Raw genomic sequence first — 12,767 nt, forward strand, 5'->3', positions numbered from 1 at the left:
AGAGCAGGGCCATAAAGTCCCCGTAGGCTCAGCGTCGGTCGCGCGTGACACTCACGAGGGCATAGAGCGGGGCCTTGTTCTCCCCTTTACCCAGGGGCAGAAGAAAGCTCTCGCCCGACTTCAGCCGGTAGGTTGTCTGGACCGAGCGCCGTGTGATAGTGGGGAGCGTCCCGTTGTAGCCCGCGAGAAAGCTATGCTCCAGCTGGAAGGCAAGCCGGATCGTCCCGTCTTTTTCCTCGGTGGGTGTCGCGGCGATACTCCAGCCCCACTGTGCCTGCCCCTTTGCCGTCTCCGTGATCGGGTACTCGAGCTGGCTAAGAATCGCGGTCTTGCCCTCGTTGCCCGCCAGCATGCTCACGCTGGGTTGCACCACGGTCTTGGCGTTGGGTAAGCGCGTGATATTCTCGAGCGTCACTTTGGTCGCCTCAGGGACCTCGAGCACTTTTGTCGTGACCGTAAAGCCGGGAAGAAGCGTGGATGGAGAAGTCGGCCCTTGAGCGAGCGTGCCCAGAGCGACAAAGACAGGAATCAGTAGCATGACAAACCTCCTAAGCTTAGTTTCGGCACGGGACGCGCCGCTCCCTACCAAAGACACGGCAGTTTAACAGAATCCAAGGTAAATTTTAAGCCATGACCCGACAGCAAAGACACTGGCAAGCCATCGAGCAGCAAAAAACCGAGGTGCTCCGTCGCCTAGAGGCGCTCACGCCCACGCAGGCACAGCAGGGCGACTGGTCAGCGGCCCAGGTCGCCTACCACCTGATGCGCGCCGAGGAGCTGCTCCCCGCTCCCCCCGATGGTAGCTCGACCCGGCGCAAGCCTGTTTTCTACGTCGGCTGCGCCCTGCTCCGCGCCGCGGTCTCGATTCCGTCGAAGGCGCGTGAGGAGCCCCGCGGCGACCTGCCCCTCTCCGAGCTCAAGGCGCGCTGGGCCGCTAGCCGGGAGACTCTTCAGGCCACGCTCGCCACCGCCGCGCCCGGCGAGCGGGTCGCACAGCACCCTGTCTTTGGCGCGCTGGATGCCGAGAGCTACCTGAGGATGCTGGAGGCGCACCTGACCTACCACCTGAAGCGCTGGCCCGCTTGACAGCCCCTTCCGGCAGCGATAGAATTTGTGAACAAGTTCACAAAGTCAGGCAAACCAATGGCAACGTCACTTTTTATGCACCAGTACCTCCAGCGTGGAGAGCTCTCCGGGATCTACGGTAAGGTCATGGAGGGCAAGCGGCTCTCCTTCGACGATGGCTTGGCGCTGTGGAAGTCCGACGACCTCACGGCTATCGGGGCGCTGGCCAATATCGTCCGCGAGAATAAGAACGGCAACGACACGTTCTATGTCCGCAACCAGCACATCAACTACACCAACCTCTGCAACAAGGGCTGCAAGTTCTGCTCGTTCTACGCCCAAAAAGACGGCCCCTCGGCCTACACGATGAGCATGGAGCAGGTACGCCAGAAGCTGGAGCGCACACGCCACCTGCCGGTCACCGAGATCCACATGGTGGCGGGGATCAACAAGAAGCTCCCCTACTCCTACTACCTTGAGCTCCTTGATACCGTCAAGGCTACCCGCCCCGAGGCGCATATCAAGGCCTTCACGATGGTCGAGCTCCTGCATATCCAGACCCTGGCCAACAAGCCCATGACCGAGATGCTCCTCGAGCTCAAGGCACACGGCCTCTGTAGCCTGCCCGGCGGCGGCGCAGAGATCCTCACCGACCGGGTCCACGATGCGATCTTCCCGCGCAAAGAGACCGCCGCGGAGTGGCTGGAGACCGCCAAGACCGCGCACCGGGCGGGGCTTCACACCAACGCGACCATGCTCTACGGCCATATCGAGACCCTGGAGGAGCGCGTGATCCACACGATGAAGCTGCGCGAGGCCCAAGACGAGACCGGGGGCTTTCTGACCTTTATCCCGCTTGCCTTCTCCAGCAAGGGCACCAAGCTCTCGCATATCCCCAGCACGACCGGCTATCTGGACCTAAAGGCGATCGCGATCGGGCGGCTGATGCTGGACAACTTCCCGCACATCAAGGCCTTCTGGATGATGATCACCCCCCCCGTGGCCCAGACCGCGCAGTGGTACGGCGCCGACGATATCGACGGCACCATTGTGGAGTACACCATCACGCACGAGATCGACGACGACAACGAGGGGCAGAACCTGAGCCAGCGCCAGCTAGTCCAGATGATTGTCGAGGCGGGCCGCGACCCGGTGGAGCGCGACCCCCTCTACAACGTGATCGAGCGCGACGATAGCCGTGCCGTGCTGGAAGACCCGCGCCGGCTTGCCCTACCGATGCTGGCGCAGAGCTAGCACGACTGCCTACGAAGCCGGGGGGAGCGGTAGTACTGCCCCGATAGCGCCGAGAGAATCCCCACGCGGATTGTCTTGACCGAGTCAAAAGGGCTCAAGACAACCAGCGCGTCGCTGTCTTGAGGCACATCACTGACAATGATGTAGGCATCAAAGTCCTTGACCTCGGCGGCGGCCACTCCCTCAGGGAAGTACACCAAGAGGTCATGGGGGAACCGCCGTAGCTCCTCAAACGAGGTCTGCTCAGGGTCGACCAAGCGCACCGCCTCAAACCAAGCTAGGTTCTTGAGAACGCTTGCTGCTCCCTCGGTCAGCAAGGGAGAGCCGTAGGCGGTGGCTTGACGACCAGACATAGGAAGCCTGTTGCTCTTCCGCCTAGCTAGGCAAGACCACCGTGGTCGTCCCGACAACCTGCGTGCTTCCCTCGACGGTGGCGTAGACCGTCACCGGCCCCACGTAGCCGGTCGCAAACGGGACAGAGACATAGTTGCCGCCGTTTTGCACCGTGATATCCATCTCGACAACCCCCGAGGGGATACTGTGCAGATGCGCGACCCCGCTGCCCTCCACCGTGACGACACAAGGCGCGGTAGTGCCAGCAGTGACCAGTGTCGGTAAGATCACATCGGTCGGCTGAACGTTATCTCCAAGAGCGCCTAGCGCCACGATGAGTAGGCACGCTCCTGAAGCGATAATCTTGTGAAAACCTGTAACTTTCATCTCATTTTCCTCGGCAACGATTTCTATCTGAGTGTCATTTTCATTGACGTAATGAGAGTAACAGCTTTGCTTTACAGGCTTCTTACAAACTCCCTTACAATTTTTCGTAGCTGCTCATCGGTGAGGTCAGGTTGCCCTTGTGTCAGCTCCTCCGCCCAAGCTAGGATCGTCTTCTTCGTCTCCTCAAGCGAGGTCACTTTTTTCGGGGTGATCTGCAGCTCATGTTGGGCTATAAAACGGGACGAGACAATACCAAACTCAAAACCTAAAACCTGCCTCATGCCATATATAGATTCCAAAATATCTCGTAGCTCAGGCGTGGGATTAGCTCTATACAGGATCAAGCAATAACAGATCAGAGCCCCAAGCATCTCAAAGAAATTTTTGGAGTGCAAACAGTTTTTAATTACATTCTTATAAAGAATCAAAGCATGCCGTTCATCTCCATAGGTCATTAAACAACCGGCAAGGGCTATGATAGAGCCATTAACATATGCCCCATTACGTATCCTGCGCGCCAATAAATAGTGCTTACAAGTAAATTTTATCGACTGTTCAATATTATCAATACGAATATAACCCATAGCAGCATTATAATAACCTGTTATGAGTCTTTCATAATCACTATTTTTTCGCAGCAAATAAAAGGATCGATTTGAATAAGTTATAAAATTATCAACACCATAGGTACTCACCTCAGCGGCGCTCATATTTGCATATATTATAGCTTCTAGTATCTCATCTCCCCGTTCGCTCATTAGACTTAAAGCCTTTTTTCCCCAGAGACAAACTTGTTCGTACTCACCACCCGTTAGTAGCTGAGTCATCAGACTGATTTTCAGGCGAACGACTTGCTCGACAGTCACCACCTGGTGTAGTGACTCTTTTTGGAGTAGCTCTACAAGGTAGCGTTGCCCCTCTTTATGGTAGACATTTATCCACCAGAAGCGCCCCAGGCTACTCCCCAGCCTATAGGCGACCTCCAGACGCTCAGGCTCCTCCCCTTCGAGGCTCCAGCCCATCGCAGCACGCAGGTTCGGTAGGACACTCTCTAAGCGCTCCATCCAAAGCGACTCCTGGTCTGTACGCCAGTGCCCGCGCGCCTGCTCCGCAAGACCGGCAAAGTACTCCGCGTGTCGGCGACGTCCCTCTTCACGCTCCTGAGGCCCCCACTGCTGGTCCGCAAACAGCCGCAACGACTCCAGCATGACAAAGCACACCCGATGCTCGCTCAGCTCTGTCGTGAGAAAGGAGCAGTCACACAGCTCTGCAAGGTAGTCCAGCGCAAGAGGGATTCCGAGTACCTGCTCCACGTCGAGATGGCCAAAGCTCCCCCGGAAGACCGTCAGCCTCGCTAAGAAAACTTTTAGCTCAGGACGCAGAAGATCAAAACTCCACGAGATACTGGCATAGAGAGAGCGATGTCGCTCCGGCCCGCCCTTTCGAGTTGTCGCCAGGAGCTGAAACCGTGCCTCGACCCCCTCAAGGATCTGCAGGGGGGACATTACCTGCACGCGTGCCGCTGCCAGCAGCAGCGCAAGCGGGATCCCCTCCAAGACATGGACAATACGAGCAACAATCGCCAGGTTACGAGCGTGTAGATGAAAGTCCGGCACGCTCTCACGCGCACGATCCACAAAGAGAGCCACACTGGGCCAGCGCGCCTCAAACTGTGCAGGGTCTTCTTCCTCCAGAGCAAGAGACTCCACAGGCGGGGTTGGCAAGGGGGCGAGGGGAAAGAGCCGCTCGCCTGGGATGGAGAGCCGGTTCTGCGAGGTTGCCAGGCACTGGAGAGAGGGAGCACGCTGCAAGAGAGCCCGCAGGCACTCAAGGGCATCGGACTCAAGAAGCTGCTCCATATTATCCAGAACAAGCAGAACCCTACCGCTCTGACTGAGAAGCGAGGAGACGAGCTCCAGTAGCTCACCCCCCTGCCCCGAGGGGAGGCGGACCTGCAGGCTACTGGCAATCGCCTGAAGAAACCCTTGCCCGTGGCGCGCCTCCTGCAAGGAGACAAAGTAGGCACTCCCCCCCTCTTGCTGAACCTGTCGCGCCAGCTCCAGCGCGAGGCGGGTCTTCCCAATTCCTCCAGGCCCAATCAAGGTGAGAAGGCGTACCTCCTCGCGCTCCAGTAGGCCCTTCAGCTGCGCCAGCTCCTCCTGACGCCCCACAAAATGGGTGATATCCAGCGGTAGGGCGGACACGCGGCTCAGCGGTGGCGTCTCTCTTAGGGGAGAGGGAGCAGGAGCCGCAAAGACAACTGGAGCTGCCGCAGGCCGAGGCTTCTTTCGAGTACTCGCCGTGGGATAGAGCGCCAAAGCCGCCTGCGCACGCCGCTCCACCGAAGCAGGCAAGCTCCCCAAGCCATCGTCTTTCCAGCGCCGCACCGCGTCGTGGTAGGCCTGAGCCGCCTCTTCCATCCGCTTCTCTTCCGTCAGTAGCTGGATCAAGTGCTCCAGAGCGCCTGTATCTTCTGGAAAATAGAGCAGCTCCTGGCGACGCCAGTAGATGGCCTCGTCGATATCTCCCTCTTCTTCGGAGAAGCTTCCCAGTCGCCGCACGGCAGCCGTGAAGCGATCCCTTAGGCGTGCCTGCTCGCTCAGCACCCAGTCATCATAGAAACCGGGGAGAAATGTCCCTCGAAAGAGAGCTAGTGTCTGGCGTAGTGTGTTGATCGCCTCGGGGGTATTGTCACTGGAAACCCCATCGAGCGCCTGCTCAAACTCCAGCACATCGCTGCTCACAGCCTCGGCTCTGACGCCTAAAGTACGTGGATCGACAAGGAGAACCTGTCCCACGAGCTCCGTCTCTAGCTGGCTACGTAGTGATGAGACCGCAACCGAGAGGCTCGCGCGTGCCTTATCGGGATGGGGAGCATCGTGCCAGAACATCTCGGCCAGCACTTCACGAGAGAGACGCTTCCCTCGGTGGAAGACTAAGTACGCAAATAGGGATGCCGTCTGACGCGTCCGAAAACGACTAAAGCTTCCCCCTACTCCCGCTACCTGAAATCCCCCCAGCATCTCGACACGTAACATCGCCTGAGCCATCTACCATCTCCTCATTCCCCCTGCTTACGTAGATAAGACACCTAGCTTTGTAATTCCTTCTCAAAACGAGGCCTTGGACTTGTAAGCTTTCTGTAATCCAATCTGCCTATACTCTCGTCATGACAAACGCCCTAGGAAAATCTCCAAAGATGAATAAAACCTCACACCGTCATGAGATCGAAAAATATGAAAAATAAAGAATATAAAAAAACAGTAAACAGTATACTATATTTCATAACAATATTTTTATCTGGATTATTTTCGTTTCATACTCTCACAGAAAAACAATCAGAATCCATACTCGCAATTAAAAAAGCAACACTATTTTATTACGGAAAAAGTGAATCACACTCAACTCTCGCACAAGGCATCGTCCAAGCTTTCGGAACATATTCTGTAGACCTAAGCCAGCCAGGTGCTGGTAAAAAAGTCAGACAGCTGACAGGATTAGATAAAATTTCCAGTCCTACACTAGTATGGACAAATAATAACAATACAACTATTGTATCAGGCGTTTCTGCAGTCAAACAATCCGTAAAATCGGCCCTACTAAAGGAGTCCCCCTTTACAAAAGGACGAGTGGCAATTATTCTCGTTGTTCTATTCGTAGGCCTAGGCATCTTGTATACCGATGAGATCTACAAATCAGTAGGATATGCTGTTTTCTTCTGCTTATTCGGATTAAGTGCCGTTTTAGGAAAATGTATCTCTTGCCATTCAGGAACAAACAATGTAATCTTATCCCTAGTACCTGTTTTTGGATTACTCTATACAATCTTTAGCGCATGTATCTTCTCCTCAGGAAAAAACTTCCCTCGTTGGAGTTATATAATATGCCTACTCGCGTCGAGAATATTTCCTATCATCCAGTCAGTTCTTCTTTTGATTGAACCTAAGCTATGTTTTGGTTGTATGCTCATGACAGTAGCTTCAATCCTATACTCAGCTGCATCTTTAAAAGCCATCAACTCAGGGAAAGTCATCTGTATCAAAACACCCAATAGTCTAAAAACCATTTCTATCATCTGGCTATCTCTACTTTTTATCCGGCAAGGTCTTGTTTTAAACGGGACAGTCAAGCTTGAGCCAGGTGAGGAAAATGTTCCCAATATTATTGGACGCAAATGGTCTGACATCTCTTACAAGAGTCAAGTCCCGGCAAGAACGCTTATACTAGTCAGCCAAAAAGGATGCAGTTCATGCGATATAGCATCTAAAGACCTAACAAAAATTGGAGTATCTTGGAGAAAAGTTCCAATCTGCAATACCTTAGAATCTGAAAACTGTTTTAATGGCGCAGGATTAAGTTTCCCAACGCCTATGCTGCTGGTAGTTGATGAAAGAGGTGTCATCACATTCCAGTATAACGGGTGGCCGAGCCCTGGAGCAGAGCGAGACACGCTTCTGCAACAGCTTCGAGCAACTCTTCTTAGCTCAAACACCTCCTCTCTTACGAAAGAAAACCAATGAAAACAAATAAGATTCGACTCTCCCTTACCGGTCTTCTCGCAACGCTTGCCTGCACGGGACTATGGTTTAGTAGCTCCAATATTGCGTTCGCTGGAACAGCCACTGCGATCCACTGTCTTGAAGCGGGAGCAACGGGTGGTACGGGATGCTACGCACAGTACTGTAACGTTATTAGCCCCAATAAAGGAATTACTTGGAACGCATCGTGGGAGTGCTGCTACGATCCCTCCAACAACCTGGTCTCTGCAAAAAACTATACCTGTAGCGCGACCTTCAATGGAGGCTGCTGCAACAACCTTGATGGCGCGCCTCATTGCCCGAATATGAGCTGCCAGCAGTCCTACTAATCTAGGGGTAGATATCCCCATCTACTTATAAATGAGTAGATGGGGTTTCTTTATAAATTATAAAGGCCACGCACATGTCTCTAAAAAAATATCAAGCATTTACTCTTATCGAGTTGTTGATTGTTATTTCTATCATTAGTGTACTTTCCAGTATACTATTTCCGGTTTTTACTCAAGCACGACGATCTGCTCGGCAGACGAGCTCTCTGTCGAATATTCGCCAGTGTGGAATGTCTCTACGCATGTACATGGAAGACTATAGTACCGATAGCCTTCCCAGCCTCGCGATTGCTCGCAGTGTCCTTAAGAGCTCGCCCACCTGCGACTTAGAAGATAACTGGCGTCAGTCCTGCTCAGACTACTCGCGAGACCCTCTGATTGGCTCCTATGCCTACGCGGGTGGAGTGGCCCCTTTTGACACAGAAGAGGGCTGGGACTGGTATCGAACACTGGGCAACCAGAACCCCACACTACTCCTCAGCATCTTTTACGCAGACCAGCGGGTAAAGCCCTTTACGGGAAAAGGGATCGATCCGAAAAACTGCTCACCAGACTTCTCAGATTGCCGTATGCCCACACGGGTGATCCGCGTCCGCCTGGATGGCTCCGCTTCTACATCACCCGTACAAACCCACGGAGAAGGCTCGTATCTTATGACCTGGAACCTTTTGTTTGTCTCCGATCCACATAACAACCCGAAAGGGGTGACTCCAAAATGATGCACCAAAAACTAGATGTCCAGCAAACAGATTTTAAAGATTCTTTATTGCAGCTTTCGAAGCTCAGTCGTTTCTCCCTTATTACTATAGCGGCAGCATTAGCTGCATACTACATACCATTCATAGTCGCTTCATTGTTTGGAAAAATGCTTAATATGTTATGGATGTGGATTGAGATGGCTTTTAGTGTATCCTTCTTGATCATCACAACAATTATCAGTAATAAACTAAAAAAAGTATGGATGATCTCTTTATGCTTATCTTCTCTTCTCACAGCGTATCAGATTAGCTTAGGGATCCGAATGATTATGCCGGGACAATCCTTCGATTTCTTCTGGAAAGCCTCCCTACCAGTCATTAGCATCCTGCTGAATGCAGCACTCTTCCAGTGGGGGAAAAAGTATGCAGAACTAGAAAAATGAGGCAAGGGCTAGCGTAGACGAGCTTGGGAGTGCATAATCTTCGCATGGCAAAGAAAGTTGCGGTGATCGGCTATGGGGCTGCGTTTAACATGGGCCGGCATCACCTACGAGAGATGGAGCGGGCGGGGATGGTCCCCACCGCCGTGTGCGATCTGGACAAAGAGCGGCTCAAGGCCGCGCGGCAGGACTTTCCGGGGATCAAGACCTACACCCGGGTGGCGTCGCTCCTGAGCAAGACCGATGTGGACCTGGTGACGGTCATCACGCCGCACGTGGCGCACGCTCCGCTGGCGCTCCAGTGCTTGAAGGCCGGGCGCGCCGTGGTGATCGAGAAGCCCATGACCATCACGACCGCCCAGTGCGACCGGCTGATCGCGGAGTCCGAGAAGCAAGGGGTCTTGCTCTCGACCTACCACAACCGCCACTGGGACGGGCATATCCTCAAGGCGATGGAGCTGATTGGTAGCGGCGAGATCGGGGAGGTCTATAAGATCGAGGCGCACATGGGCGGCTGGGGCCAGCCTCGGGAGTGGTGGCGCACCCAGCGGAGCATCTCCGGCGGGATCCTCTACGACTGGGGCGTGCATCTTCTCGAGTACGCCCTCCAGATCCTCCAGCCCTCCGAGCTGGTTGAGGTGAGCGGCTACGCCAAGAGCGGCTTCTGGCAAGACTCGCTTCCCTACGGCGACGATACCAACGAGGACGAGGCGCAGCTGACGGCACGCTTCAAGGACGGCCGCTGGCTCTCGCTCAATGTCTCGCACCTCGATAGCCACCCGAAGAACGAGCGTGGTGTCCTGGAGATCACGGGGACGAAGGGCACCTATATCATGCACTTCGACCGCTTTATCATCCGCAAACACGAGGGCACGGAGCTGACGATCCGCGAGGGCAAGAACGCCCCGAGCGAGGGACAGAAGTTCTACAACAATATCGCGGCGGCACTCGAGGGAAAAGAGGAGCTGATCATCACCCCACAGTGGGCACGCCGCCCCGTGCATATCCTCGACCTGGCCGTCCAGAGCGCCCAGAAAGGCCGCGCGGTGCCGGCCAAGTACGCGTAGTCCGGCCGATGAGAACGGCCGGACAGGAGAGCCTGCGACGCTCGCCAGCCCCCCCGCTCCAACCGGGGGGGGGAGACTGGAAACACGCTGGAAACAGTGAGCGGCTAAATTAGCACCAGAGTGGTCAATGTGGCCCAAAATTCGCTATTGCGTCGGAAAGTGGGCTGTGAACGTGTCGCTTTTGGAAACCTATGAGCCGGGTATCTTTTACGATGAGCTGATGCTCCCCTCGGGCAAGCCGCGTGCGCACTCCCGCGCGCTCGCGGAGCACCTGGATGCGATGAGCCCCACCGAGTTTGCCCAGCGTGCGCGCCTCGCCGAGACCCTGATGATGCAGCAGGGAATCACGTTCAATGTCTATGGTGCCGAGGGTGGGGTCGAGCGGGCGTTTCCCTTTGATCTCGTCCCCCGTGTCCTCACCGCCGGCGAGTGGGAGACCATTGAGAAGGGCCTCACCCAGCGGCTCACAGCGCTCAATCTCTTTCTCTGGGATATCTACCACGAGCAGAAGATCCTCAAAGATGGGGTCGTTCCGCGCGCCTTGGTGATGGGAGCGGTTCACTTTCGCCGCGAGTTCATGGGGGCCGATCCCCCCGGCGGGGTCTATGTCCATATCTGCGGCACCGACCTGATCCGCGACACCGACGGCAAGTTCTATGTCCTGGAAGACAACCTCCGCACGCCATCGGGTGTCTCGTACATGCTGGAGAACCGTGCCATCCTGGCGCGCGTGATGCCCCAGCTCTTCCAGGACATGGGCGTCCGCCCCATCGCCGACTACACGTCGCACCTGCTCCACAACCTGCGCGCCCTCGCTCCCGCACACCGCAGCGACGATCCCACGGTCGTGCTCCTGACACCGGGGGTCTACAACAGCGCCTACTACGAGCACTCGTATCTGGCGCAGCAGCTGGGGATTCCTCTGGTCGAGGGCCGGGACTTGATTGTCGAGGAGAACATTGTCTCCATGAAGACCACCCACGGCCTCAAGCGGGTCGATGTGATCTACCGGCGCGTGGACGATGACTTTCTGGACCCGCTGATCTTCCGCCCGGACTCGCAGCTGGGGGTGGCGGGCCTGGTCAATGCCTACCGCGCGGGCAATGTGGCGCTCGCCAACTCGATTGGGACGGGGGTCGCCGACGATAAAGTGATCTATGCGTATGTGCCAGAGATTATCAAGTACTATCTAGACCAGGAGGTAATCCTGCCCAATGTCGAGACCTATCCCGCCTTTGAGGACAAGCACCGTGAGTACATCCTGGACAACTTAGACAAGCTCGTGGTCAAGGCGGCCAACGAGTCCGGGGGCTATGGGATGCTCATGGGGCCGCAGGCCAGCCTCTCAGAGCGCGAGGTCTTTGCTGAGCTGGTGAAAGCCAACCCGCGCAACTATATCGCCCAGCCGCTGATTCATCTCTCCCGCGCCCCCGCCTTCGTGGAGCCAGGGCACTTTGAGGGCCGCCATATCGACCTGCGCCCCTTCGCCCTCTGTGACCGGGACCTGCGCGTGACCATTGTCCCCGGCGGACTCACCCGTGTCGCGCTGAGAAAAGGCTCGTATGTCGTGAACTCGTCGCAGGGCGGCGGAAGTAAAGATACCTGGGTGCTTGGAAAGGAGAGCCGCAATGCTTAGCCGAGAGGCCGACTCGTGTTTCTGGATCGGGCGCTATGTCGAGCGCGCCGAGGCCACGGCGCGCATGCTGGACGTGCACTACCACGCCACTCTCGAAGGGGTTCCTGGCATGCTGGAGTGGGAGTCCGTCCTCGCGATCGCCGACTGCGCCGCAGACTTTCGCAAGCGCCACGACCAGCTCAATGAGCGCACCGCCATCCAGTACTTTGTCTTCGACACGGACAACCCCGGCTCGATTGTCTCCGCCCTCACCTACGCCCGTGAGAACGCCCGCTCGATCCGGGAGATGGTGGCCTCGGAGATCTGGGAGTGCCTGAACATGATCTACCTGGAGCTGAAGGAGTGGGATGTCGATAAGGCGCTCGCTGGGACTCCGCATGCCTTCTTCACCAAGATCAAGAACGCGGCGCATCTCTTCCATGGGATCACCTACCGGACCCAGCTGCTCAACGAGACCCGCGACTGGCTCCGTGTCGGCACCTTCCTGGAGCGCGCCGACCAGACCGTCCGGCTTTTAGATGTCAAGTACCACGATCTCCTTCCCGCCACCCGGGCGGGAAAGCCCGAGATCGGTGGCCTGGGCGTCGGTGGGCCGGCGGATATCCATGGCTGGATCGCGGTCCTGCGCTCGGTGAGTGCCTTTGAGATGTACCGCAAGACCCACCGTGAGGGGATTCACCCGGCGGGGGTCGTGGACTTTCTGGTGCTCAACCCGATCTTCCCGGCATCGGTGCGCTACAGTATCGGCCAGACCGAGGAGGCGCTACGGCGTGTGAGCGGGACCTCGCCCAGCAGCCCTGCCACGTGCGACCCCGAGCGGCTGGTCGGACGACTCCGCGCTGAGCTCAACTACGCCCGCGCCGATGAGATCATTGTGGGGGGCTTGCACGAGTACCTCCAGAGTGTTCAGAAGCGCTGTACGGAAATTGGCGGTAGTATCACCAAAACGTATCTCTCGTATCAGTGATCGCCCCCGTTGTAGGGGAGCGTCAACGGGCGTTCCGCCGCAAAGGCCTTCGG

At 56.2% G+C, this 12,767-nt stretch carries 12 protein-coding genes and 1 pseudogene; 9 read left to right on the top strand and 4 right to left on the bottom strand.

The window, feature by feature from the left end; genetic code table 11:
- Positions 1–28: 28 nt before the first annotated feature.
- Entirely contained in the window at positions 29–538 is a 510-nt protein-coding gene (locus HNQ39_RS00175; RefSeq protein WP_184191713.1) for a hypothetical protein, read from the bottom strand.
- A 92-nt stretch (positions 539–630) separates the two neighbouring features.
- On the opposite strand from HNQ39_RS00175, the gene HNQ39_RS00180 reads away from it, so the two are divergent.
- Together HNQ39_RS00180 and mqnE are read left to right on the top strand one after the other, a co-directional pair.
- On the top strand, positions 631–1,086 hold the full coding sequence (locus HNQ39_RS00180; RefSeq protein ID WP_184191716.1) for a DinB family protein: 456 nt from the start codon (positions 631–633) through the stop codon (positions 1,084–1,086).
- Between the two features lie 57 nt (positions 1,087–1,143).
- Complete coding sequence (gene mqnE, locus HNQ39_RS00185) at positions 1,144–2,319, top strand: aminofutalosine synthase MqnE (RefSeq protein ID WP_221289718.1); 1,176 nt, start codon at positions 1,144–1,146, stop codon at positions 2,317–2,319.
- On the opposite strand, the gene HNQ39_RS00190 is transcribed toward mqnE, so the two are convergent.
- The 3 genes from HNQ39_RS00190 to HNQ39_RS00200 all read right to left on the bottom strand — a co-directional run bounded on the left by HNQ39_RS00190 (position 2,316) and on the right by HNQ39_RS00200 (position 6,077).
- Entirely contained in the window at positions 2,316–2,672 is a 357-nt protein-coding gene (locus tag HNQ39_RS00190; RefSeq protein WP_184191719.1) for a hypothetical protein, read from the bottom strand. The two genes, mqnE and HNQ39_RS00190, sit on opposite strands and share 4 nt — an antisense overlap.
- A 22-nt stretch (positions 2,673–2,694) precedes the next feature.
- Entirely contained in the window at positions 2,695–3,039 is a 345-nt protein-coding gene (locus tag HNQ39_RS00195; RefSeq protein WP_184191722.1) for a hypothetical protein, read from the bottom strand.
- 71 nt (positions 3,040–3,110) lie between these two features.
- A complete protein-coding gene (locus HNQ39_RS00200) occupies positions 3,111–6,077 on the bottom strand; it encodes an AfsR/SARP family transcriptional regulator (protein ID WP_184191725.1) in 2,967 nt (988 codons plus the stop codon).
- 198 nt (positions 6,078–6,275) lie between these two features.
- Between HNQ39_RS00200 and HNQ39_RS00205 the strand changes: the two genes are divergently transcribed.
- The 7 genes and pseudogenes from HNQ39_RS00205 (at position 6,276) to HNQ39_RS00230 (ending at position 12,714) form a co-directional block, all read left to right on the top strand.
- Positions 6,276–7,559: a hypothetical protein gene (locus tag HNQ39_RS00205; protein ID WP_184191728.1), complete on the top strand. Its 1,284-nt coding sequence runs from the start codon at positions 6,276–6,278 to the stop codon at positions 7,557–7,559.
- Between the two features lie 421 nt (positions 7,560–7,980).
- Positions 7,981–8,037, top strand: a pseudogene (locus HNQ39_RS30445) (prepilin-type N-terminal cleavage/methylation domain-containing protein); the annotation flags it as partial.
- Between the two features lie 117 nt (positions 8,038–8,154).
- Positions 8,155–8,625 (top strand): hypothetical protein, encoded by a 471-nt coding sequence (locus tag HNQ39_RS00210; RefSeq protein ID WP_246385260.1) that lies wholly within the window; start codon positions 8,155–8,157, stop codon positions 8,623–8,625.
- The gene (locus HNQ39_RS00215; protein WP_184191734.1) at positions 8,622–9,047 is read left to right on the top strand and encodes a hypothetical protein; all 426 of its coding nucleotides are present in this window, start codon (positions 8,622–8,624) and stop codon (positions 9,045–9,047) included. Before HNQ39_RS00210 ends, HNQ39_RS00215 begins: the two co-directional genes overlap by 4 nt.
- A gap of 44 nt (positions 9,048–9,091) precedes the next feature.
- Positions 9,092–10,111 carry a Gfo/Idh/MocA family protein gene (locus HNQ39_RS00220; protein WP_184191737.1) on the top strand — a complete coding sequence of 340 codons (1,020 nt, stop codon included), beginning with the start codon at positions 9,092–9,094 and terminating at the stop codon, positions 10,109–10,111.
- 127 nt (positions 10,112–10,238) lie between these two features.
- Complete coding sequence (locus HNQ39_RS00225) at positions 10,239–11,747, top strand: circularly permuted type 2 ATP-grasp protein (RefSeq protein ID WP_184191740.1); 1,509 nt, start codon at positions 10,239–10,241, stop codon at positions 11,745–11,747.
- Positions 11,740–12,714, top strand: coding sequence for an alpha-E domain-containing protein (locus HNQ39_RS00230; protein ID WP_184191743.1), 975 nt, complete (start codon positions 11,740–11,742; stop codon positions 12,712–12,714). Before HNQ39_RS00225 ends, HNQ39_RS00230 begins: the two co-directional genes overlap by 8 nt.
- Positions 12,715–12,767 lie beyond the last annotated feature (53 nt).

The sequence above is a fragment of the Armatimonas rosea genome, assembly GCF_014202505.1.
In the GTDB taxonomy this organism is placed as follows: domain Bacteria; phylum Armatimonadota; class Armatimonadia; order Armatimonadales; family Armatimonadaceae; genus Armatimonas; species Armatimonas rosea.

Bases quoted from the DNA above. Each gene is read 5' to 3' on its own strand.
- HNQ39_RS00180 (WP_184191716.1), top strand. From the start codon at position 631: ATGACCCGACAGCAAAGACACTGGCAAGCCATCGAGCAGCAAAAAACC.
- mqnE (WP_221289718.1), top strand. From the start codon at position 1,144: ATGGCAACGTCACTTTTTATGCACCAGTACCTCCAGCGTGGAGAGCTC.
- HNQ39_RS00205 (WP_184191728.1), top strand. From the start codon at position 6,276: ATGAAAAATAAAGAATATAAAAAAACAGTAAACAGTATACTATATTTC.
- HNQ39_RS00200 (WP_184191725.1), bottom strand. From the start codon at position 6,077: ATGTTACGTGTCGAGATGCTGGGGGGATTTCAGGTAGCGGGAGTAGGG.
- HNQ39_RS00175 (WP_184191713.1), bottom strand. From the start codon at position 538: ATGCTACTGATTCCTGTCTTTGTCGCTCTGGGCACGCTCGCTCAAGGG.
- HNQ39_RS00220 (WP_184191737.1), top strand. From the start codon at position 9,092: ATGGCAAAGAAAGTTGCGGTGATCGGCTATGGGGCTGCGTTTAACATG.
- HNQ39_RS00195 (WP_184191722.1), bottom strand. From the start codon at position 3,039: ATGAAAGTTACAGGTTTTCACAAGATTATCGCTTCAGGAGCGTGCCTA.
- HNQ39_RS00230 (WP_184191743.1), top strand. From the start codon at position 11,740: ATGCTTAGCCGAGAGGCCGACTCGTGTTTCTGGATCGGGCGCTATGTC.
- HNQ39_RS00225 (WP_184191740.1), top strand. From the start codon at position 10,239: ATGTGGCCCAAAATTCGCTATTGCGTCGGAAAGTGGGCTGTGAACGTG.
- HNQ39_RS00215 (WP_184191734.1), top strand. From the start codon at position 8,622: ATGATGCACCAAAAACTAGATGTCCAGCAAACAGATTTTAAAGATTCT.
- HNQ39_RS00210 (WP_246385260.1), top strand. From the start codon at position 8,155: ATGGAAGACTATAGTACCGATAGCCTTCCCAGCCTCGCGATTGCTCGC.
- HNQ39_RS00190 (WP_184191719.1), bottom strand. From the start codon at position 2,672: ATGTCTGGTCGTCAAGCCACCGCCTACGGCTCTCCCTTGCTGACCGAG.